18 protein-coding genes are annotated in these 20,744 nt (G+C 67.4%); 15 read left to right on the top strand and 3 right to left on the bottom strand.

Annotated features, from left to right (window positions below; genetic code table 11):
• Positions 1 to 45: 45 nt before the first annotated feature.
• Both msrB and ACGHC0_RS12505 read right to left on the bottom strand, forming a co-directional pair.
• Entirely contained in the window at positions 46 to 459 is a 414-nt protein-coding gene (msrB, locus tag ACGHC0_RS12500; protein WP_415268363.1) for a peptide-methionine (R)-S-oxide reductase MsrB, read from the bottom strand.
• Positions 456 to 1,946: a protein adenylyltransferase SelO gene (locus ACGHC0_RS12505; protein WP_415268364.1), complete on the bottom strand. Its 1,491-nt coding sequence runs from the start codon at positions 1,944 to 1,946 to the stop codon at positions 456 to 458. Before ACGHC0_RS12505 ends, msrB begins: the two co-directional genes overlap by 4 nt.
• A gap of 186 nt (positions 1,947 to 2,132) precedes the next feature.
• Here ACGHC0_RS12505 and ACGHC0_RS12510 point away from each other — a divergent pair, with 186 nt between their 5' ends.
• The 12 genes from ACGHC0_RS12510 to ACGHC0_RS12565 all read left to right on the top strand — a co-directional run bounded on the left by ACGHC0_RS12510 (position 2,133) and on the right by ACGHC0_RS12565 (position 15,250).
• Positions 2,133 to 3,773, top strand: coding sequence for a 3-(methylthio)propionyl-CoA ligase (locus ACGHC0_RS12510; protein ID WP_368355501.1), 1,641 nt, complete (start codon positions 2,133 to 2,135; stop codon positions 3,771 to 3,773).
• A gap of 146 nt (positions 3,774 to 3,919) precedes the next feature.
• Positions 3,920 to 5,155 carry a branched-chain amino acid ABC transporter substrate-binding protein gene (locus ACGHC0_RS12515; protein WP_368355502.1) on the top strand — a complete coding sequence of 412 codons (1,236 nt, stop codon included), beginning with the start codon at positions 3,920 to 3,922 and terminating at the stop codon, positions 5,153 to 5,155.
• A gap of 121 nt (positions 5,156 to 5,276) precedes the next feature.
• Entirely contained in the window at positions 5,277 to 6,230 is a 954-nt protein-coding gene (locus tag ACGHC0_RS12520) for a branched-chain amino acid ABC transporter permease (RefSeq protein WP_368355503.1), read from the top strand.
• A gap of 6 nt (positions 6,231 to 6,236) precedes the next feature.
• Positions 6,237 to 7,556, top strand: coding sequence for a branched-chain amino acid ABC transporter permease (locus ACGHC0_RS12525; RefSeq protein ID WP_415268365.1), 1,320 nt, complete (start codon positions 6,237 to 6,239; stop codon positions 7,554 to 7,556).
• Positions 7,553 to 8,347 carry an ABC transporter ATP-binding protein gene (locus tag ACGHC0_RS12530; RefSeq protein WP_368355505.1) on the top strand — a complete coding sequence of 265 codons (795 nt, stop codon included), beginning with the start codon at positions 7,553 to 7,555 and terminating at the stop codon, positions 8,345 to 8,347. Before ACGHC0_RS12525 ends, ACGHC0_RS12530 begins: the two co-directional genes overlap by 4 nt.
• A 1-nt stretch (position 8,348) precedes the next feature.
• Entirely contained in the window at positions 8,349 to 9,044 is a 696-nt protein-coding gene (locus ACGHC0_RS12535; RefSeq protein WP_415268366.1) for an ABC transporter ATP-binding protein, read from the top strand.
• Between the two features lie 153 nt (positions 9,045 to 9,197).
• Positions 9,198 to 9,812 (top strand): IPTL-CTERM sorting domain-containing protein, encoded by a 615-nt coding sequence (locus ACGHC0_RS12540; protein WP_368355507.1) that lies wholly within the window; start codon positions 9,198 to 9,200, stop codon positions 9,810 to 9,812.
• A gap of 179 nt (positions 9,813 to 9,991) precedes the next feature.
• Positions 9,992 to 11,224, top strand: coding sequence for a SpoIIE family protein phosphatase (locus ACGHC0_RS12545; RefSeq protein WP_288537211.1), 1,233 nt, complete (start codon positions 9,992 to 9,994; stop codon positions 11,222 to 11,224).
• Positions 11,225 to 11,265: 41 nt separating this feature from the next.
• Positions 11,266 to 11,826: a SiaB family protein kinase gene (locus ACGHC0_RS12550; RefSeq protein WP_013594777.1), complete on the top strand. Its 561-nt coding sequence runs from the start codon at positions 11,266 to 11,268 to the stop codon at positions 11,824 to 11,826.
• A gap of 32 nt (positions 11,827 to 11,858) precedes the next feature.
• Positions 11,859 to 12,248, top strand: a complete 390-nt coding sequence (locus tag ACGHC0_RS12555; RefSeq protein ID WP_107129478.1) for a DUF1987 domain-containing protein — start codon at positions 11,859 to 11,861, stop codon at positions 12,246 to 12,248.
• A 3-nt stretch (positions 12,249 to 12,251) separates the two neighbouring features.
• On the top strand, positions 12,252 to 13,004 hold the full coding sequence (locus ACGHC0_RS12560; RefSeq protein WP_415268367.1) for a GGDEF domain-containing protein: 753 nt from the start codon (positions 12,252 to 12,254) through the stop codon (positions 13,002 to 13,004).
• Positions 13,001 to 15,250 carry a putative bifunctional diguanylate cyclase/phosphodiesterase gene (locus ACGHC0_RS12565; RefSeq protein ID WP_415268368.1) on the top strand — a complete coding sequence of 750 codons (2,250 nt, stop codon included), beginning with the start codon at positions 13,001 to 13,003 and terminating at the stop codon, positions 15,248 to 15,250. The genes ACGHC0_RS12560 and ACGHC0_RS12565 overlap by 4 nt, the downstream gene beginning before the upstream one ends.
• Here ACGHC0_RS12565 and ACGHC0_RS12570 read toward each other — a convergent pair.
• A complete protein-coding gene (locus tag ACGHC0_RS12570) occupies positions 15,223 to 16,569 on the bottom strand; it encodes a glycoside hydrolase family 5 protein (protein WP_415268369.1) in 1,347 nt (448 codons plus the stop codon). The two genes, ACGHC0_RS12565 and ACGHC0_RS12570, sit on opposite strands and share 28 nt — an antisense overlap.
• Positions 16,570 to 16,910: 341 nt before the next feature.
• On the opposite strand from ACGHC0_RS12570, the gene ACGHC0_RS12575 reads away from it, so the two are divergent.
• From ACGHC0_RS12575 to ACGHC0_RS12585, 3 genes are read left to right on the top strand one after another with little or no spacing between them, the layout of a single operon-like run.
• Positions 16,911 to 19,010 (top strand): 3-hydroxyacyl-CoA dehydrogenase NAD-binding domain-containing protein, encoded by a 2,100-nt coding sequence (locus ACGHC0_RS12575; RefSeq protein WP_415268370.1) that lies wholly within the window; start codon positions 16,911 to 16,913, stop codon positions 19,008 to 19,010.
• 43 nt (positions 19,011 to 19,053) lie between these two features.
• Complete coding sequence (locus ACGHC0_RS12580) at positions 19,054 to 20,229, top strand: acetyl-CoA C-acyltransferase (RefSeq protein WP_368355513.1); 1,176 nt, start codon at positions 19,054 to 19,056, stop codon at positions 20,227 to 20,229.
• Positions 20,230 to 20,236: 7 nt separating this feature from the next.
• On the top strand, positions 20,237 to 20,701 hold the full coding sequence (locus ACGHC0_RS12585; RefSeq protein WP_415268371.1) for a PaaI family thioesterase: 465 nt from the start codon (positions 20,237 to 20,239) through the stop codon (positions 20,699 to 20,701).
• Positions 20,702 to 20,744 lie beyond the last annotated feature (43 nt).

A 20,744-nucleotide genomic window follows, 5' to 3' on the forward strand; every position in this document is an offset into this window, starting at 1 on the left:
GCGGTTTCCAGGCTCGTCATGCGTGTGCCGCGCGCCGTCGCAGCATCAGGCGCCGTCCGGCTCGAAGTCCAGCGAAGCGGAGTTCATGCAGTAGCGCAGTCCGGTGGGCGCGGGCCCGTCCTCGAACACATGGCCGAGGTGGGCACCGCATTGTGCACATACCGTCTCGGTGCGGACCATGCCGTGGCTGCGGTCCACGGTTTCGCGGATGGCGCCGGGCACCGCCTGGGAGAAGCTGGGCCAGCCGCAGCCGGCGTCGAACTTGGTGACCGAATCGAACAGCTTGGCGCCGCAGCAGACGCAGTGGTAGCTTCCGTCGTCCCAGTGGGCTTCGTACTTGCCGGTGAAGGGGCGCTCGGTGGCCGCATGCCGCGTGACCTGCCAGGCCACGGGTTCGGCCCCCTTGTCCTTCAGCAGCGCCTGCCATTCGGCGTCGGTCTTCTGGATGGGGTAGGTCATGATGAACAGCTGATCTCGATGGAAGAGGCCCAGTCGGGCGGGAACCCCGCCCACTCGGCATGGGCGGGATGTTCGTCGAAAGGCCGGGCCAGCACGGCCTGCAGCGCGTGCAGGGGCGCGAAATCCCCCGTCTTCGCCGCCCGGATGGCCTGCTCGCCCAGGTGGTTGCGCAGCACGAAGCGGGGATTGGTGCGCTGCATGAGGCCGGCCGCGTCCTGCGCGGCCTCGCTCCCGAGGCGCTCCCGGTAGCGTGCCGACCAGTCTTCCCATCCGGCCCGGTCGATGAACAGGTCGCGCACCGGTGCGAAGTCGCCGCCGGCCGCTGCCTGCGAGAGCCGGTGCCAGAAGATGGTGTAGTCCACGGCGTCCGCCGCCAGCAGCCCGAGCAGGTCGTCCACCAGCGCGGCGTCGCCTTCTGCGGCCGAGGCCAGGCCGAGCTTGGCGCGCATGCGGGCCATGTACTCCGCCGGGAAGGCCGTGCGGTAGGGTTCGAGCGCGGCCTGTGCGAGGCCGGTGTCTTCGATCAGCGGCATCAGCGCCTGGCCGAGGCAGAAGAGATTCCAGTAGGCGACCTGCGGCTGGCGGTTGAAGGCGTAGCGGCCCTGGCTGTCGCTGTGGTTGCAGATGTGCCCCGGCACGAAGGCATCGAGGAACTGGAAGGGGCCGTAGTCGATGGTGAGCCCCAGGATGCTCATGTTGTCCGTGTTCATCACCCCGTGGCAGAAACCCGCGGCCTGCCACTGCGCCAGCAGCGCGGCGGTCCGTGCGCCCACGGCCTGCAGCAGCGCGGCATACGGGTTGCCGCCGGGCGCATCGCCGGCATCGCGGCAGCCAGGGTAGTAGCGGTCGATCACGTAGTCCGCGAGGGCGCGCAGTTCGCGCACCTGGTCGCGCGCCGCGAAGTGTTCGAAGTGGCCGAACCGCACGAAGCTGGGCGCCACGCGCGTCACCACGGCGGCGGTCTCGATCTCCTCGCGCACCACGGGTGCCGGCGAAGCCGTCAGGGCCAGCGCGCGCGTGGTCGGGACGCCGAGCGCATGCATGGCCTCGCTGCAGAGGAATTCCCGGATGGACGAGCGCAGCACGGCGCGGCCGTCGCCCATGCGCGAGTAGGGGGTGCGTCCGCTGCCCTTGAGCTGAACCTCGTAGCCGGTTGCGGTCTCGCCCAGGAGGATGGCGCGGCCGTCGCCCAGCTGTCCGGCCCAGACGCCGAACTGGTGGCCGCTGTACACGCTGGCCAGGGGCCGCATGCCGCGCAGCAGCGCGTTGCCCGACAGCACCTGCACCGCCGCATCGCTGCCCAGCCAGTCCGTTTCCATGCCGATGAGCCGTGCGGTGGACTCGCTGCCCGCCACCCACCGGGGATCGGGCAGCGGTGTCGGGACCAGTTCGGTGAAGAAACCGGGCCCGAGGGCGGCGAAACCGTCCCGCCAGGCGAGCCCGGAGCGGGCCTCGACCGTCGGGGCGGAGGGGGCGGAGGTCGTCATTGCCGCCATTGTCTCCCAGCGCCTTTGCCTGGGCGGCCCACAGGGGCTTGCTCCGAGGAAGGAGCTCTCGCACCACGCCCTGTCAACCTGGTGACAGGGGGCGCCGGGTTGCCCTGGGGGTGCGGTGCCTTGACGCAGGGTTAGGATTCGATGATCACCATATCCCTGGGAATAGAAGGAGACACCATGCTGGGCCTGATGCAGAGCCAACCCCTGCTGATTTCGACGCTCGTCGAGTTCGCGGAACGCCACCACGGCGATGCGCAGATCGTCTCGCGGCGCGTGGAGGGCGACATCCACCGCTATACCTACCGGGACATGGCCGCCCGCGCGCGCCAGCTCGCGAACACGCTGGATGCGGAGGGCCTGGCCGCCAGCGCCCGCGTCGCCAGCCTGGCATGGAACGGCTACCGCCATCTGGAGATGTATTACGGGGTGAGCGGTTCGGGCCGCGTGCTGCACACGATCAATCCGCGGCTGCATCCCGACCAGGTCGCCTGGATCGTGAACCATGCGGAGGACGAAGTGCTGTGCTTCGACCTCACGTTCCTGCCCATCGTGCAGGCCGTGCATGCGAAATGCCCGACGGTCCGCCGCTGGGTGGCGCTCTGCGATGCCGACCGGCTCCCGCAGGACACGGGCATTCCGCAGCTCACGAGCTACGAGAGCTGGATCGGCGCGGCCTCCAGCGAGTACGCCTGGCCGGTGTTCGACGAAAACTCCGCTTCCAGCCTCTGCTACACCAGCGGCACCACGGGCCATCCCAAGGGCGTGCTCTACAGCCACCGCTCCTCGGTCCTGCATGCGTACGCCGCGGCCCTGCCCGACGTCATGGGCCTGTCGGCCAGCGACTCGGTGCTGCCCGTGGTACCCATGTTCCACGTCAATGCCTGGGGCATTCCGTATTCGGCGCCGCTCACCGGATGCAAGCTGGTGTTCCCCGGGCCCGCGCTGGACGGCAAGTCCGTCTATGACCTCATGGACGCCGAGGGCGTGACCTTCGCGGCCGGCGTGCCGACCGTCTGGCAGATGCTGCTGCAGCACGTGAAGTCGATCGGCGCGCGCTTCGGCAAGCTCCGGCGCACGGTGATCGGCGGCTCTGCCTGCCCGCCAGCGATGATCGAGGCCTTCCAGAATGACTACGGCGTGCGCGTGCTGCATGCCTGGGGCATGACCGAGATGAGCCCCCTGGGCACGCTCTGCTCGCTCAAGAACAAGCACCTGGACCTGCCGGAGCCGGAGCGCATGAAGATCCTGCTCAAGCAGGGCCGCGCCATCTTCGGTGTCGACATGAAGATCGTCGATGGCGAAGGGCGCGAGCTGCCCTGGGACGGCAGGACCTACGGCGACCTGCTGGTGAAGGGCCCCTGGATCGTGGACCGCTACTACCGCTCGGACGAGAGCCCGCTGGTGCCCGACGCGCAGGGCCGCGGCTGGTTCCCCACGGGCGACGTGGCCACCATCGACCCCGACGGCTACATGCAGATCACGGACCGCAGCAAGGACGTGATCAAGTCCGGCGGCGAATGGATCAGTTCGATCGACATCGAGAACATCGCCATGGCGCATCCGGCCGTGGCCATGGCGGCCTGCGTGGGCATGCCGCATCCGAAGTGGGACGAGCGGCCCATCGTGGCCGTCGTGCAGCGCCCGGGCGCGGAACTCACGCGCGAGGAACTGCTGGCCTTCTACGAGGGCAAGACCGCGAAATGGCAGATTCCGGACGACGTCGTGTTCCTGGACGCGATCCCCATCGGCGCGACCGGGAAGATGCTCAAGGCCAGGCTGCGCGACCAGTTGCAGGGCTATCGCCTTCCCGGGCTCTGAGCGGGGCAGGGTGGCCGCTGCCGGGGGGCCGGCCGCCGTGAGTCGCCTGCGGGATAGGCGCTAGGGTGAATCCCTGAACGCCGCAGCGTACCTCGCCTGTACGCTGCGGCGTGTTCGGTGACACCTACAACGCAAGGAGACAGGCGATGAGATTTGCTATCAAACTGGTGGCTGTATCTGCAATGTTGGCGACCGCAGGCGGCGCCTTTGCCCAGAAGGGCGAAACCGTCAAGATCGCGTGGCTCGACCCGCTCTCGGGGCTGATGGCCGCGGTGGGCACCAACCAGCTCAAGAGCTTCCAGTTCCTGGCCGAGGAGTTCAGCAAGAAGAACGCCTCGGGCGTGAAGTTCGAGGTCATCGGCATCGACAACAAGCTCAGCCCGCAGGAGACCACGAGCGCCCTGCGCTCCGCGATGGACCAGGGCGCGCGCTACGTGGTGCAGGGCAACGGATCGGGCCCCGCGCTCGCCATCATCGATGCGCTGGAAAAACACAATGCGCGCAATCCCGGCAAGGAGGTGCTCTACCTCAACTACGCCGCGGTCGATCCGGACCTCACGAACAGCAAGTGCAGCTACTGGCACTTCCGCCTCGATGCCGACACGTCGATGAAGATGGAGGCCATGACCACCTTCATGAAGGACCAGCCCGACATCAAGAAGGTCTACCTCATCAACCAGAACTATGCGCACGGACAGCAGGTGTCCAAGTACGCCAAGGAGAACCTGGCCCGCAAGCGGCCCGACGTGCAGATCGTGGGCGACGACCTGCATCCCCTGGCCCAGGTGCGCGACTTCGCGCCCTACATCGCGAAGATCAAGCAGTCGGGCGCCGACACGGTGATCACCGGCAACTGGGGCTCCGACCTCGCGCTGCTCATCAAGGCCGCGAACGATGCGGGCCTGAACAACGTCAACTTCTACACCTACTACGGCGGGGTGACCGGTTCGCCCACCGCCATGGGTGCGGCCGCTGCCGGGCGCGTGTACATGGTCTCGTACAACCACCTGAACCTGCCCGGCGATATCGGCCGCGTGGTGGCCGACTACAAGAAGAAATTCAACGACGACATGTACACGGGGGCCGTCTACCATGCCTTCGCCATGCTGGACGCGGGCTTCGTGAAGGCCAAAAGCACCGACCCCGTGAAGGTGGCCAGCGTGCTGGAGGGCATGAAGTTCAACAGCTTCAACGGCGAGGTGGAGATGCGCAAGTCCGACCACCAGCTGCAGCAGGGCCTCTTCGTCTCCAAGTGGGAGAAGGCGGGCGGCAAGTACCCCTACGACGCGGAGAATACGGGCTACACCTTCGTGCCCGTGAAGTACTACGAGCCCTACGTGGCGAGCACGCCCACCTCGTGCCAGATGAAGCGGCCTTCGTGACCGCACGGCCCCGCCGCGGGGCCCTCGCATCGGACGGGCCCGGAAGAACGCCATCCCGGGCCCGGTCTCCGGCCTTTCATCCCTCTCTCGCCTTCCCGCAGCGCCTCGCGGCCTGATCCCGATGAACCTCGAGTTTTTCGTCATCTCCCTGCTCAATGGATTGAGCTACGGGCTCCTGCTGTTCATGCTGAGCTCCGGGCTGACGCTGATCTTCAGCATGATGGGCGTGCTCAATTTCGCCCACACCAGCTTCTACATGCTCGGCGCCTATTTCGCCTATTCCATTTCGGGCGTGGTGGGCTTCTGGCCCGCGCTCGTCATCGCGCCGCTGGCCGTGGGGGCGCTGGGCGCGGCCTTCGAGCGCTATGCGCTGCGGCGCGTGCACAAGTTCGGCCATGTCCCGGAACTGCTCGTCACCTTCGGCCTGTCGTACCTCATCCTGGAGATCGTGCAGCTCGTCTGGGGGCGCTCCACCGTGCCCTACGGCCTGCCGTCCCAGCTGCAGGGGCCGCTCTTCACGCTCTACGGCACGCAGTTTCCCAAGTCCCGTTCCTTCGTCATGCTGGTGGCGCTGCTGATGCTGCTGTCGGTCTGGCTGGTCCTGACCCGCACACGCATCGGCCTCGTCATCCAGGCGGCGCTCAAGCAGCCCGAAATGGTGGAAGCGCTCGGCCACAACGTGCCCCGGGTCTTCATGCTGGTGTTCGGCGGCGGCTGCGCCCTGGCCGGGCTCGCGGGCGTCATCGGCGGCAATACCTATGTCACCGAGCCCGCGATGGCCGCTTCGGTGGGCTCCATCATCTTCGTGGTCGTCGTGGTGGGGGGCATGGGTTCGCTCGCGGGGGCGTTCCTCGCCTCGCTGATCATCGGCCTGGTGCAGACCTTCGCCGTCGCCCTGGACTACTCGCTGGCGGACGCATTGCGCACGGCGGGCATGGCCGTCACGGACCAGACCTTCGGCTACCCCGTGCTCAAGCTCACCATCTCGCAGGTCGCGCCGATCCTGCCGTACCTTTTCCTCGTGCTGATCCTGATCTTCCGTCCCAAGGGACTGCTCGGAACGCGGGAGGACTGACACACCATGGCCATGCATCCAACTTCCGGGGTCTATCGTTTCCGGCCGCTCGACATCGGCCGCGCCGTGGTCTGGGGCCTGTTCGCGCTGGCGCTCATCGTTGCGCCCATGCTGTTCACCAGCAGCCTGGCGCTCACCATGCTCTCGCAGATCGGCTATCTCATCATCATCTGCCTGTCCTACAACATCCTGCTGGGGCAGGGGGGCATGCTGAGCTTCGGGCACGCCGTCTATACCGGCCTGGGCTCGTTCATGGCCGTGCACGCCATGAACTGGGCCGGCAAGGGGGCGCTGCCCGTGCCGCTGGTGCTCATCCCGCTGGTGGGCGGGCTGGCCGGCATGTTCTTCGCGGTGCTGCTGGGCTTCGTCACCACGAAGAAATCCGGCACCACTTTCGCGATGATCACGCTGGGTATCGGCGAGCTGGTGGCCTCCATGGCGCTGATGTTCCCCGAGGTGTTCGGCGGGGAGGGCGGCATCACGACCGACCGGGTGTACGGCAAGGGGTTCTTCGGCATCACCTTCGGCCCGGCCATCCAGGTGTACTACCTGATCGCCGCCTATTGCTTTGCCTGCACGGCGCTCATGTTCGCCTTCACCGGCACGCCGCTCGGCCGCATGCTGAACGCGGTGCGCGACAACCCCGAGCGCGTGGAGTTCATCGGCTACAACACCCAGCGCGTGCGTTACTACGCCTTCATCATTTCCGGCTTCTTCGCCGGCATCGGCGGCGCGCTGGCCGCGATCAATTTCGAGATCGTCACCGCGGCCGACAGCGTGAGCGTGATGCGCTCGGGCTCCTACCTGCTGTTCACCTTCCTGGGCGGCGCCACCTTCTTCTTCGGGCCCATCATCGGCGCGGTGCTGCTGGTCTTTGCCTCCGTGCTGCTGTCGGAACTCTCCAAGGCCTGGCTGCTGTACCTGGGCCTGGTGTTCCTGTTCATGGTGATGTATGCCCCGGGCGGCATCGCGAGCCTGATCATGATGAACCTGCGCGTCGCGCGCCACGGGCGCCTGAAGCCGCTGCTGCCGGGCTACCTCGCGCTGGCCTGCTCCGCGCTCGTTGCGGTCGCGGGCGCCGCCGCGATGATCGAGATGACCTACCACCTGCAGCTCAACGCGGCGCTCGGGCCGCAGATCGGATTCCTGGGCATGACCCTCGACGCGCGCAGTGCCGCGACCTGGATCGGCTCCGGCCTCGTGTTCGCCGTGGGGCTGGGCCTGTTCGAGGTATGCCGCAGGCGCTTCACCCACGCCTGGGGCGCCACCCAGGAAAACATCGAGCGCGACCTGCAATCCACTTCGGGACGGGGAGGCCGCGCATGACGGCCGTGAACCACCATCCCGCAGTCCCCGCGCTGGAACTGCGCGACCTGCGCAAGCGCTTCGGCAAGACGGAAATCATCCGCGGCGCCAACCTGTCGGTGCGGGCCGGAGAACGTGTGGCCATCATCGGCCCGAACGGCGCGGGCAAGTCCACGCTGTTCAACCTGATCAGCGGGCGCTTCGGCCCCACGAGCGGCGAGGTGCTGCTCAACGGGCAGCGCATCGACGGCAGGGCGCCGTACGAGATCAACCGCATGGGCCTGTCGCGCAGCTTCCAGATCACCAACATCTTCCCGAAGCTGAGCGTGTTCGAGAACCTGCGCTGCGGCGTCCTCTGGAGCCTGGGCTACCGCTACAGCTTCTGGCGCTTCCTGTCCCGGCTCCACGACGCGAACGCCCGGGCAGAAGAACTGCTGGGGCAGATCCACCTGGAATCCAAGCGCGACACCCTGGCCATGAACCTGACCTATGCAGAGCAGCGTGCGCTGGAGATCGGCATCACCATCGCCGGCGGTGCCAGTGTCATCCTGCTGGACGAGCCCACGGCGGGCATGAGCAAGAGCGAGACCGCGCGCTTCATCCAGCTGATCCGCGAAGTGACGCAGGGGCGCACGCTGCTCACGGTGGAGCACGACATGGGCGTGGTCTTCGGCCTGGCCGACCGCATCGCGGTGGTGGTGTACGGGGAGGTCATTGCCTTCGACACGCCGGAAGCCGTGCGCGCCAACCCGCGCGTGCAGGAGGCCTACCTGGGATCGGTGATCGCTGCAGAGCAGGCGGAGGGCCACTGACATGCTGCATATCGACAATCTGCACGCCTACTATGGCAAGAGCCACGTTCTGCACGGCGTGGGCTTCGACGTGGCGCCCGGCGAAATCGTGGCCCTGCTGGGGCGCAACGGCTCGGGCCGCTCCACCACGGCCAAGGCCATCATGGGCCTGGTGCACTGGGAGGGCACGCTGGAGTGGAAGGGGCAGGGGCTCACAGGCCGCAAGCCCTACGAGATCGCGCACCTGGGCCTGGGCTACGTGCCCGAAAGCCGCGACGTCTTTCCCAACCTGACAGTGCACCAGAACCTGCTGCTCGGCCAGAAGGGCCGGGGCAGGGGCAGCCGCTGGGGCTTCGACGACATGTATGCGATGTTCCCGCGGCTCAAGGAGCGCCAGCACACGGAGGCGGGGGTGATGTCCGGTGGCGAGCAGCAGATGCTCACGCTTTGCCGCACGCTCATGGGCGATCCGGACCTCATCATCATCGACGAGCCCACCGAGGGCCTGGCCCCGAAGATCGTCGAACTGGTGGGGGAATACCTGCAAAAGATCCGCGAGCGCGGCGTCTCGGTGCTGCTGATCGAGCAGAAACTCACCATCGCGATGCGCATTTCCGACCGGGCGCTTGTCATGGGCCACGGCAGCATCGTCTTCGACGGCACGCCCGAGGGCCTGCGTGCAGACACGGCGGTACGCAAGGAATGGCTGGAGGTGTGAAATTCCGAAATTTGGGATTTGTGTTGTTAATTTTGTAAGTTATCGCTTCTAGAATCCCTGCCATCGTCGTCGGGCGGGCATGCATGCATGCATCCAGCCGTATGGTTCTTGGTCCGCGATCGGCGACAGTACCAACCCTCTGGGTGACCGTTCATGACCAAGGCATTGATTCTGCTTCTTTCCCTGTATTCAGGTATGGCCTTCGCCGTGACTTCGACCGTCACGGGTGGCCAGTCATCGACCAACGTGACCTACGCGCCGTCGATTTCCTCGGGGGTCAACACGAACATCACGTCCTATAGTTCCTCGTTCCGGTGGATCTATACGTTGCGGACTTTCCAGGTGTGCCAGTCGGGCGCCTATGCGGCTACTTCCACCACGACCGGCGTCGTCAACACCACGTTCTTCCTGACAGGGACGTATGCCCCGACCACCACATTCCCTCCATCCACGCCCATATCGAATTTCTTCATTTCCGATTTCAGCGGTGGATTCACTGCCACATTCCCGAGCACGAACCCCAGCATGAACCTGACGGCGGGGCAGCAGTATTCGGTTCTGGTTGTCTATAACCAGACCACGGCAGGCTCCTATCCCTACGTCAATACGCTGACGATGGATGGGCCGGGGAAGGTGATTTTCGACGGTAACGGCAGCTGCGAGGTCAGCGTCGCACCAATCCCGACACTGTCGGAATGGGCGAAGATCCTGCTGAGCCTGGGGCTGCTCGGGGTGGCCGGCTGGCACAGCCGCCGATACCTGTCCTGACCCTTCACGCTTTCGAAGCCGGCAGCCACACTGCCGGCTTTTTTCTTTTCGTCCCGTACCGTGCTGGCGACGTGTCCAGTGCTGGTGCCGCACGCAAGGTCCACTGCGCAGCTTCCGTGTCATCAGCTTGAAATGTTTCGTCATTAACATTTTTTGACATCATTTCCGGCGCCGCAGGCATGTCCGAATCCCGTGCGTATCTGACCGAATTCCGCCCCCGTTTCCGTCCCCCGAGCGCTGCAGATCTCTGCACCCCGGTGCCCAGCATGACTGCCGGGCAGACCAACGAAGAGGTCATGGAGGTGTTCAGCCGGCACCGGGATCTCGCCGCACTGCCCGTGGTGGAGGGCGAGCGGCCGATCGGCCTCATCAACCGCAACATCTTCCTCTCGCAGATGAGCAAGCAGTTCCGCATGGAGCTGTACGGCCGCAAGAGCTGCATCGCCTTCATGGACAAGGAGCCCCTGGTCGTGGATGCGGCGATGGACATCGACACGCTCACCCGCCGCACGGTGGAATACGGCGAGAAGGCGCTGTCCGACGGTTTCATCATCACGCGCGAGGGCACGTTCGCCGGCGTGGGCAACGGCCTGCAACTGATGCGCGTGGTCGCGGACATGCAGGCGTCGCGCAACCGGCAGATCATGCACAGCATCGAATACGCCAGCGTGATACAGCAATCCACGCTGCGCACCTCCCGGGATACGCTGGCGCGCGCCTGCCCGCAGGCTGACCTGGTCTGGGAGCCGCGCGACGTGGTCGGCGGCGACTTCTACCAGTTCTGCCTGGAAGGCAGCGGCTGGTTCGGCGCCGTGGCGGACTGCACCGGACACGGCGTGCCCGGCGCTTTCATGACGCTCATCGCGTCCACCAGCCTGGGCCAGGCGATCGAGCGGCACGGACCGCGCGATCCGGCCTGCCTGCTGGGCAGCGTGAACCAGAGCATCAAGCAGGTGCTGGGCCAGGTGGACGGCAAGGACGGAACACCGGGTTCCGACGACGGCATGGACGCCGCCTTCTTCTGGTACGAACCCGCCGCCGAGCGTCTGGTGTTCGCCGGTGCCCGGCTCTCGCTCCATGTGCTGAGGCCCGGTGCCGACGCAGTGGAAACCACCGAAGGCCAGCGCAAGGGCGTGGGATACGTGGACAGCGGTATGGACTACGCCTGGCAGAACCAGGTCCTGCACCTGCCGGCAGGCAGCCTGGTGTTCATCGCCACGGACGGCCTGACCGACCAGGTGGGCGGCCCGCGTGCCATCGCGCTGGGCAAGCGCCGGGTCCGGGAACTGCTGCTGGATCACCGGGACGGCCGTCCCGAAGACATCAACCGTGCCGTGCGGGACGCCCTGCACCAGTGGCAGGGCGATCACGGTCGCCGCGACGACGTGACGTTCCTGAGTTTCCGCACCTGAAACTGCCCGCCATCCACGATTTCCGCAGCAAGGCCTCACCCATGATTTCCAGCAAATACGGCCCGTTCTTCAGCGTGGCCCGCGAGCACCAGGTCATCTTCTACTACGTGGGCTACTTCTCCCAGCACATCGTGGCTGCCATGGCGGACGCGGTGAAGCTGCAACTGGAGGTGGCCGGCATCGCCGGGCCGACGCGTCGCAAGCTGTTCTCGTCCTTCATCGAGATGGCGCAGAACATCATCCATTACTCCTCCGATTCCCTGACGCCGCCCAGCCAGACGGAAGGGGAGTTGCGCCACGGCTCGGTCTGCATCCGCCGCGAGGCCGACGGCCGCTTCCTGCTGCTCTGCGCGAACCCGATCGAGGCGGCCGCAGCCGACGAGCTGCGCGCCAAGCTCGAACAGCTGTGCAGCATGACGCTCGACGAGATCAAGCAGGCCTACCGCCAGACCCTGCGCGAGGAAACGCCCTCGGGCAGCAAGGGAGCGGGGATGGGATTCCTGACTGTCGCCCGCGATGCGAGCGCGCCGCTGGAGTTCGACTTCGAAGCCGCGCAGGGCGCGGCAGGCACGCCGGTCTTCTATCTGAAGGCCGCGATCTGAAGCCGCGGCGGCCGCCCCAAGCAGAGAACACCATGGACAATCTTTACATCGCACCGACCCCCAGCTCCCCCGAGGTGGACTTCCAGTTCGACAGGCACACCCTCCACCTGAGGGGCGAGTCCTATCCCGAGAATGCCGCAGCGTTCTACGGCGACGTCATCGCGCGCCTGCGCGAGTACCTGTCGCAGCAGCGGGAGCAGCGCATCGAAGTGCATATCGCGCTGGCCTACTTCAACAGCTCCAGCACGAAGATGCTGTTCAACCTCATCGATGCGCTGAACGACGCGGCGGAGGAGGGCAACCCCGTCGCGCTGCACTGGTACTACGACGAGGAGGACGACACCATCCTCGAGTTCGGCCAGGAACTGAGCGACGATTTTCCCGACCTCGAATTCTCCAGCCATCCGGTGATGCCGTCCTGAACCATGGACACCATGGCCACGCCACCCGACCTCTTCGAGTCCGAAAACCGCGCGCTGCTCGCCGCCCGGGCCGCCTACGAGGCGTGCCATGCGCCAGCGCACGCGGAGGATTGCCGGCAGGCGCTGGGCGGGCTGCTCGCCGCCTATGAACGGCTCCTGCGCGAAACACGCCGGCTCGTGCGCCGCAGCGACCGCGCCGAACTGGAAATGAACCAGCTCAACCAGCAACTGACGGAACTGGCCGAGCAACTGCACTACCGGGCCACCCACGATCCGCTCACCGGCGTGCTCAACCGCGCGGCCATCATCGAGCAGGTCAATGGCCAGTTCGAGGCCGGCAGCGTCGCGCTCATCGTGCTGGACATCGACCACTTCAAGAAGGTGAACGACAGCTTCGGCCATCCTGTCGGAGACCGGGTCATCCGCGGCGTGGTGGATTGCCTCAAGAGCGTGGTGCCCGGCTCGGCACAGATCGGCCGTGTCGGCGGAGATGAGTTCACGGTGCTGCTGCCCGGCGAGGACGGACAGGCATGCGAGCGCGTGGCCGAGGCGGCGCGCGGGGCCATCGAGGGCGCCGACTTCGGCCTGCCGGACGGCAGCCGTGTCACCGCCAGTTTCGGCGTGAGCTGGCTGCCCGGCGGCTGCGTGTTCGACGATGCCTACGGGCTCGCCGACGAGGCGCTCTACGGCGCCAAGCGCGCGGGCCGCAATCGCGTCGTGTGCGCGGATCCGCCTGCGCACGCGCCGAGTCCATGAGCATCCAGATCGGGGTGGACGGCCTCGTCGCAGAGCCCGACTGCCCGCCGCCCACAGCGCCATGTTCGGCCCCGGCCTGGCAGGTGCTGGTCGTGGACTGCGATCCCGGCATGCATGGCCTGGTCCGCGGGGCGTTCGAAGGCCTGGAGCTGCTGGGCCGTCCGCTCGCCTCCCTGCATGCGTCCACCCGTGCGCAGGCGCGCGCGATGCTGCCCGCAGGGTCCGGCATCGCGGTGGTGCTGCTCGGCGCCCTCGCTGACGGAGACGCCGGCGACGGCGAAATGCTGGACTTCATCCGCCACACGGCCGGACTGAGCGACACCCGCATCGTGCTGTGCACGGTGCAATCAGGCCAGGCGCCGGACCAGGACACGCTGCTGCGCTACGACATCAATGACTTCCGGGCGAAGTCCGAGCTCGCGCAGGGGCGGCTGCTGCCCGTGGTCCTTGCTGCCATCCGCTCCTACGAACAGCGTTGTTCCATCGAGGCGAGCCGCCGCAGCCTGGAGCTCATCGTGCGGTCCAGCGCGGCGCTGCTGGAACAACCCGATCTCCAGGCGTTCGCCGCGGGTGTCATCACCCAGCTGGAGGCCCTGCTGGACGGCGCGGCGCGGGGCATGGTGTGCATGCTGCACGGTGCCGCGGCCGACAGCTGCCGGGTGGTGGCCGCGACGGATCCTTTCGCCGCATTTTCCGGCCGCGCGCTGGACGAACTGCCCGACACCCGCTGCCGGCAACTGCTGGCACGGGCGCTCAAGTTCTGCCAGAACATCCATGGGGAAGAGGGCGGCATCGCCCTGTACTTCGGCGACCGCAGCGAGCGCGGCATGGCCGTCTTCGTGGACACGCCCTATCCGCACAGCGCTCTCGACCGCCAATTGCTGGATGTGTTCTCCATCAACATGCGGACCCTGCTGCTCAACCGCGACCTGCTGGACCGCCTGCGCCGATTCGCCTACTACGACCCGCTGGTCCGCCTGCCCAACCGCGCCCACTTCGTCGAGAAGGTGGATGACTGCGTGCGGCGCGGCGGCGCGCAGGACCACATCCTCGCGCTGATCGATATCGACGATTTCAGCGCGGCGAACGATGTGATGGGCCACACCTTCGGCGACCGGTTGCTGGAGGCCGCGGCCCGGCGCCTGGCCGATGCATTGCCTCCGGGCGTGCTCCTGGCGCGCGTGGGCTCGGACACCTTCGGCGTGCTGGGCGAGGCGCGCCACGTGGCGTTGCCGCAATTGCTGCAGTGCATGCAGCCGCCACCGGTCGTGGACGGCGTGCCGCAGAAGGTGTCGCTCACCTGCGGATACGTGCACCTGCCCTCGGCCGCCCAGGCCGGCGCGGATCTGGTCAAGGATGCGACCATTGCGCTGAAGCGGGCCAAGCGCGACCACCGCGGCCAGCACCTGCAGTACCTCGAGCACATGGGCCGCGAGGCGCGGGACCGGGCCATGCTGCTGTCCGACCTGCGCGCGGCCATCGACGAGGCGCAGCTGTTCCTGGTGTACCAGCCGCAACTGCATCTGGGCACGGGCGCCCTCGTGGGCATGGAAGCCCTGCTGCGCTGGCGCCTGCCCGACGGGCGGTTCGTCTCCCCGGACGATTTCATTCCGATCGCCGAGCATTCGGGCCTCATCGCGCCGCTCGGTCAATGGGTGCTGTCCACGGCCTGCCAGAGCCTGAGCGCCCTGGCCGGTGAAGGCCTGGCGCCCCCGCACATTTCCGTGAACGTGTCGGTGGTCCAGTTGCAGGACCCGGCATTTCCCGACACCGTGCGCGCGGCGTTGGCGGCCAGCGGCCTGCGGGGCAGCCAGCTGGAGCTGGAAATCACGGAGTCCGTCGCGGTGGTGCCCACCCAGCTGCTGCAGTCCACGCTGGCCTCGCTGCGCGCCGATGGGGTCAGTATCGCCATCGACGACTTCGGCACCGGCTATTCATCGCTGAGCTACCTGGAGCGGTTGCCGCTGGACCGCATCAAGATCGACCGCAGCTTCGTGCGCCGCCCCAACGGGGCGCAGGGTGCGCGCATCGCCGAAATGATCCTGAGGCTGGGGCACCAGTTGGGCCTGCGCGTGATGGCAGAGGGCATCGAGGACGCCGCCACGTGGGACGCGCTGCTGCGCATGGGATGCGACGAAGGTCAGGGCTACCACATCGCCGCGCCCATGGACCTGGAGCAACTGCGGGCCTGGCTGGCCGCACGGCCCGCTGCGGCGGATCAGTTCGGGCGCAGCGGCGGCAGGTAGGTCGCCAGGCGTTCCTTGAAGAAGGGCTGCACCGCCGCGATGTTGCCCTTGACCGCGATGGTGTCCGCGCCGGTGTCCCGGCTCATGCCCAGCGGGTCTCCATCCGGCCAGCCCGGGCCGAAGCACCACTGCGTGCTGGGCACGTTGCTCCGCTGCAGGAGCTGCAGCATGCGCCGGGTCGCGACTTCGGCGCTCGCATTGTTTTCCGGATAGCCGTGCTCGCCCAGGAAGCCCCGCTTGCCGTTGTCCTGCAGCCATTGCAGGAAATTCGCCACCATCTTCTCGCCGGTATCCGGGGCCACGGTCTCCTGCGGATTCTTCCAGGCACCACCGCCCTGTCCGTTGTTGTCCAGGTAGTTGTGGGCCTCGTACACGATCAGCCCGTACGGATCGGGAATGGTCGCCAGGGTGTCCGAGTATTTCTTCCACTCGCTGGCGGTCGCGAACTCGTTGCCGCAGATGAAGACGAAGTGCTTGCGGTCGTAGTCGAAGATGCGCGCGGCCGTGCGCGTCGCGGTGCGCTGCCACAGCGCCCGCATGTCCAGCGCGCTCCCATTGGCGTTCTTTTCCTTGCCGGTGTAGGGCTCGTTCATCAATCCCCAGCCGAAGATCGCCGGATGCTCGCGGAACCGCTGCACGAGGCGCAGCCACAGGTCCGGCAGGCCGTCCTCGGTGTAGAGCTTGCAGCCCTGCGTGCCGATCACGCGGTACTCGTAGAGCTTGAGCAACTGGTCCCGGCTGTCGAAATATCCCACGTAGTTGAAGGGCCCCTGCGTGTAGGTGCCGCTCCACACCGCGGCGTCGGCCGGATCGGCCACCGCGCGGCCATCCGGCCCCACGAGCTGGCCCGACTGGATGCGGAAGCCCTGGCGTGTCGCCACCCGCGTGGGCAGGCGCATGTAGTCGTGCAGTTCCAGGATCGCGCGCTTGCCCTGCGCCGCCAGGCGATCCAGCACCGTGCCCACCTGCTTCGTGTACGTCTCGTCCAGGGGCATGCCCTGGCCCGTGCTGAAGCGCTGCGCCGTGGTCGGCAGGCGAAACAGCGGGCAGTCGCCTGCCGCGGCAATGTGCTTGTCGGAGATGTCGCGGTAGTGCGTGCCGATCTGCGCGTTCTCCACGAAGCTGTTCGAACCGAGGCCCGACAGGTTCATGCCCGCCAGGGGCAGCGAGGCGGTGGCGGCGTGTCCCGCCGACCAGCCCGTCGTGGCGGCCCAGGCGGCAGCGCCCAGTCCGCCCTGGAGCACGGAGCGGCGGGGCATGGTGGCGGCGGACGATGCGGAGGGAGCCTGCCGGGCGCCCCGGCGTGGTGGAATGGCCATGGAAAAACCTTTCAATGGGGGATGGAGGGAGGCGGGGACAGCGCAACCGGAGCGGCCGTGCCGGGAGGGCAGGGCGCGCCTGGCGCGTCCCCTGGAACATGGCGCGGACCGGCCCCCGCGGGGTACCCCTTCGCGCCAGCGCCACCTTAACGGGGCAGCAGGAACACGGCTGTAACCGCCTGTTGGCCGTGGCCTTTGCGCCACCCGTACAGGCGGCGCGCCATCCCTCCCGGCCACGCGTTCTGTCCCAGCCGGGACAACCCTGGCTGGCATCCTCGTCCGGACTCTCTAGAATCAAAAAGCACGACCGTTCTTTTCCATACCAAACCAAGGGACAAGCAATGACCGCTGAATACCAAGTCCACGGCGACGTAGCCGTGATCACCCTGGCCAACCCGCCCGTCAACGGGCTGGGCCATGCCACGCGCAAGGGCATCACCGACGGGCTGGCCCGCGCGAACGCCGATGCGGCCGTGAAGGCCATCGTCGTCACGGGGGCCGGCGGCGCGTTCTCCGGCGGCGCGGACATCAAGGAATTCGGCACGGACAAGGCCCTGCAGGAGCCCAACCTGCACTCGGTGATCCGCGCGGTGGAAGGGTCGGCCAAGCCCGTCGTGGCCGCCATCCACACCGTGTGCATGGGCGGCGGCCTGGAGCTGGCCCTGGGCTGCCACTACCGCATCGCCGCCCCCGGCTGCAGCATGGCGCTGCCCGAGGTGAAGCTGGGCCTGCTGCCCGGCGCGGGCGGCACCCAGCGCCTGCCGCGCGTCGTCGGCGTGGAAGCCGCGCTCAACATGATCGTGAGCGGCGAGCCCGTGAAGAGCGAACTGATCGGTGGCATGCCCGGCCAGAAGCTGTTCGACAGGATGGCCGCCTCGGCCGAATCGCTCGCCGAAGAGGCCCTGGCCTTCGCGCGCAGCGTGGCCGACACCCGCCCGCTGCCGCTGGTGCGCAACCTGCCGGCCAGGCACCCGCAGGGCGATGCCTACTTCCAGTTCGCCCGCAACATGGTCAAGGGCATGGCGAAGAACTTCCCCGCGCCGCTCAAGTGCGTGGACGCCGTGGAAGCCGCCACCAAGCGCAAATTCGAAGATGGCCTGGCCTACGAGCGCGAGCTGTTCGTCAACCTCATGTGGACGCCCGAGTCCCGCGCGCTGCGCCACCTGTTCCTGGCCGAACGCGCCGCGAGCAAGATCCCCGATGTGCCTTCGGACACCCCGAAGCGCGAGATCCGCAAGGTGGGCGTGATCGGCGCCGGCACCATGGGCGGCGGCATCAGCATGAACTTCCTGAACGCCGGCATTCCCGTCACCATCCTGGAGACCAAGCAGGAGGCGCTGGACCGGGGCCTGGCCACCATCCGCAAGAACTACGAGGCCCAGGTCGCCAAGGGCAAGCTCAAGCAGGACAAGTACGAGCAGCGCATGGCCCTGCTCACGCCCACGCTGAGCTATGACGACCTGAAGGACGTGGACCTCGTCATCGAGGCCGTGTTCGAAGAGATGGGCGTCAAGGAAACCGTGTTCAGGAAGCTCGACGAGGTCGCCAGGCCCGGCGCCATCCTCGCTTCCAACACCTCCACGCTCGACGTGGACCAGATCGCCGCGTTCACGAAGCGCCCGCAGGACGTGGTCGGCATGCACTTCTTCAGCCCCGCCAACGTGATGAAGCTGCTGGAGGTGGTGCGCGGCAAGCAGACCGCCAAGGACGTGCTCGCCACCGTGATGGCGCTCGCCAAGAAGATCAAGAAGACCGCCGTGGTCTCCGGCGTGTGCGACGGTTTCATCGGCAACCGCATGATCGAGCGCTACAGCCAGCAGGCCGGCTTCCTCCTCGACGAAGGCGCCACGCCCCAGCAGGTGGACAAGGCCATCGAGAAATTCGGCTTCGCCATGGGCCCGTTCCGCATGGGGGACCTCGCCGGCAACGACATCGGCTGGGCGATCCGCAAGCGCCGTGCCGTGGAGCGCCCGGACATGAAGTACAGCCGCACGGCCGACAAGCTCTGCGAACTGGGCCGCTACGGCCAGAAGACGGGCGCCGGCTGGTACGACTACAAGCCGGGCAAGCGCGACGCCATCCCGAGCGACCTGGTGAACCAGATGATCGAGGACCACCGCAAGGAACTCGGCATCACCCCGCGCAAGATCAGCGACGAGGAAATCGTGCAGCGCCTGGTCTATGCCCTGGTCAACGAGGGCGCGAAGATCCTGGAAGAGGGCATCGCCAGCAAGTCCGGCGACATCGACATGGTGTACCTGACCGGCTACGGCTTCCCCATCCACCGCGGCGGCCCGATGCACTACGCGAGCGAAGTGGGCCTCTTCAACGTCGCGCAGTCGATGCAGCGCTTCGCGCAGAACCCGCTGGACGATGCCGCCGCGTGGGAGCCCGCGCCGCTGCTCTCCCGCCTCGCCGCCGAGGGCAAGGCCTTCGCCTGACCCGCGCCGTCCGCATGTTTGCAAAGAACCAGGGAATCCGCACATGACCTCCGCAGTGATCGTTTCCACCGCCCGCACGCCGCTCGCCAAGAGCTGGAAGGGCTCCTTCAACATGACCCACGGCGCCACGCTCGGCGGCCATGCGGTCCAGCACGCCGTGCAGCGCGCCGGCATCGACGGCTCGGAAGTCGACGACGTCATCATGGGCTGCGCCAACCCCGAGGGCGCGACGGGCGCGAACATCGCACGCCAGATCGCGCTGCGCGCCGGCCTGCCCGTCACCACCTCGGGCATGACCGTCAACCGCTTCTGTTCCTCCGGCCTGCAGACCATCGCGCTGGCCGCGCAGCGCATCATCGCGGGCGAGGCCGACGTGTTCGTCGCCGGCGGCGTCGAGAGCATCTCCTGCGTGCAGCAGGAAATGAACACGCACATGCTGCGCGACCTCGAGCTGGCCAAGGCCAAGCCCGAGATCTACTGGAGCATGCTGGAGACCGCCGAGCAGGTCGCCAAGCGCTATCACATCGGCCGCGACGCCATGGACGAATACGGCGCCGCCAGCCAGCAGAAGGCCTGCGCCGCGCAGGCCGCCGGCAAGTTCGACGACGAGATCGCGCCCATCACCGTCACGGCCGGCGTGGCCGACAAGACCCTGGGCCTCATTACCAAGCAAGTGACGGTGAGCAAGGACGAAGGCACGCGCGAAGGCACCACGAAGGAAGGCATCGCCGGCATCAAGCCCGCGCTGCCCGGCGGCGTGATCTCGGCCGGCAACGCCAGCCAGTTCTCGGACGGCGCGGGCGCCTGCGTCATCACGAGCGAAGACTATGCGAGCCGCAAGGGCCTCAAGCCCCTGGGCCGTTTCCTCGGCTTCGCCGTGGCGGGCTGCGAGCCGGACGAGATGGGCATCGGTCCCGTCTTCGCCGTGCCCAAGGTGCTCAAGAAGCTGGGCCTGACGGTGCAGGACATCGACCTGTGGGAGCTGAACGAAGCCTTCGCCGTGCAGGTGCTGTACTGCCGCGACAAGCTCGGCATCCCGGCCGATCGCCTGAACGTGAACGGCGGCGCCATCGCCCTCGGCCACCCCTACGGCGTGAGCGGCCAGCGCCTCACGGGCCATGCGCTCATCGAAGGCCGCCGCCGCGGCGCCAAGCGCGTCTGCGTCACGATGTGCATCGGCGGCGGCATGGGCGCCGCCGGCGTGTTCGAAGTGTTCTGAGCGCGCCATGTGCAGCAGCCCGCAGGAGGTGGCGGCCCGGCCCCGCAGCGATGCCGAATGGCTCGCCCATGGCCGCGAGGTGCTGCCCCGGCAGCCCTTCAGCCAGCTGCTGGGCGCCGAACTGGCCGCCTTCTCTCCGTCGCGCTGCGAGTTGCGCCTGCCTGTCACGCCCCAACTGCTCCAGCAGCACGGCTTCGTGCATGGCGGCGTGGTGAGCTACCTGGCCGACAACGCGCTCACCTATGCGGGTGGCGCGGCGCTGCAGGTTCCGGTGGTCACCTCCGAGCTCAAGATCAACTACCTGCGGCCGGCCCGCGGCGAATGGCTGGTCGCACGGGCGGAAACACTGCACTGCGGGCGGACCCAGGCCGTGTGCCGGTGCGAGGTCTATGCGGTCGCGGACGGGGAGGAAAAGCTCTGTGCCGCGGCGCAGGGCACCATCGCGGCGCTGCCCTCCCGGCCCGGCGGCTGATCCTCCGCCTCCCGCGCCGTGCCGGCAGATCCGGTACGGCGTC

The sequence above is a fragment of the Acidovorax sacchari genome (assembly GCF_042847045.1).
Taxonomy (GTDB): Bacteria; Pseudomonadota; Gammaproteobacteria; order Burkholderiales; family Burkholderiaceae_C; genus Paracidovorax; species Paracidovorax sacchari.

Excerpts from the sequence above, each read along its gene's own strand:
- msrB (WP_415268363.1), bottom strand. The coding sequence starts at position 459 with ATGACCTACCCCATCCAGAAGACCGACGCCGAATGGCAGGCGCTGCTG.
- ACGHC0_RS12505 (WP_415268364.1), bottom strand. The coding sequence starts at position 1,946 with ATGACGACCTCCGCCCCCTCCGCCCCGACGGTCGAGGCCCGCTCCGGG.
- ACGHC0_RS12510 (WP_368355501.1), top strand. The coding sequence starts at position 2,133 with ATGCTGGGCCTGATGCAGAGCCAACCCCTGCTGATTTCGACGCTCGTC.
- ACGHC0_RS12515 (WP_368355502.1), top strand. The coding sequence starts at position 3,920 with ATGAGATTTGCTATCAAACTGGTGGCTGTATCTGCAATGTTGGCGACC.
- ACGHC0_RS12520 (WP_368355503.1), top strand. The coding sequence starts at position 5,277 with ATGAACCTCGAGTTTTTCGTCATCTCCCTGCTCAATGGATTGAGCTAC.
- ACGHC0_RS12525 (WP_415268365.1), top strand. The coding sequence starts at position 6,237 with ATGGCCATGCATCCAACTTCCGGGGTCTATCGTTTCCGGCCGCTCGAC.
- ACGHC0_RS12530 (WP_368355505.1), top strand. The coding sequence starts at position 7,553 with ATGACGGCCGTGAACCACCATCCCGCAGTCCCCGCGCTGGAACTGCGC.
- ACGHC0_RS12535 (WP_415268366.1), top strand. The coding sequence starts at position 8,349 with ATGCTGCATATCGACAATCTGCACGCCTACTATGGCAAGAGCCACGTT.
- ACGHC0_RS12540 (WP_368355507.1), top strand. The coding sequence starts at position 9,198 with ATGACCAAGGCATTGATTCTGCTTCTTTCCCTGTATTCAGGTATGGCC.
- ACGHC0_RS12545 (WP_288537211.1), top strand. The coding sequence starts at position 9,992 with ATGTCCGAATCCCGTGCGTATCTGACCGAATTCCGCCCCCGTTTCCGT.
- ACGHC0_RS12550 (WP_013594777.1), top strand. The coding sequence starts at position 11,266 with ATGATTTCCAGCAAATACGGCCCGTTCTTCAGCGTGGCCCGCGAGCAC.
- ACGHC0_RS12555 (WP_107129478.1), top strand. The coding sequence starts at position 11,859 with ATGGACAATCTTTACATCGCACCGACCCCCAGCTCCCCCGAGGTGGAC.
- ACGHC0_RS12560 (WP_415268367.1), top strand. The coding sequence starts at position 12,252 with ATGGACACCATGGCCACGCCACCCGACCTCTTCGAGTCCGAAAACCGC.
- ACGHC0_RS12565 (WP_415268368.1), top strand. The coding sequence starts at position 13,001 with ATGAGCATCCAGATCGGGGTGGACGGCCTCGTCGCAGAGCCCGACTGC.
- ACGHC0_RS12570 (WP_415268369.1), bottom strand. The coding sequence starts at position 16,569 with ATGGCCATTCCACCACGCCGGGGCGCCCGGCAGGCTCCCTCCGCATCG.
- ACGHC0_RS12575 (WP_415268370.1), top strand. The coding sequence starts at position 16,911 with ATGACCGCTGAATACCAAGTCCACGGCGACGTAGCCGTGATCACCCTG.
- ACGHC0_RS12580 (WP_368355513.1), top strand. The coding sequence starts at position 19,054 with ATGACCTCCGCAGTGATCGTTTCCACCGCCCGCACGCCGCTCGCCAAG.
- ACGHC0_RS12585 (WP_415268371.1), top strand. The coding sequence starts at position 20,237 with ATGTGCAGCAGCCCGCAGGAGGTGGCGGCCCGGCCCCGCAGCGATGCC.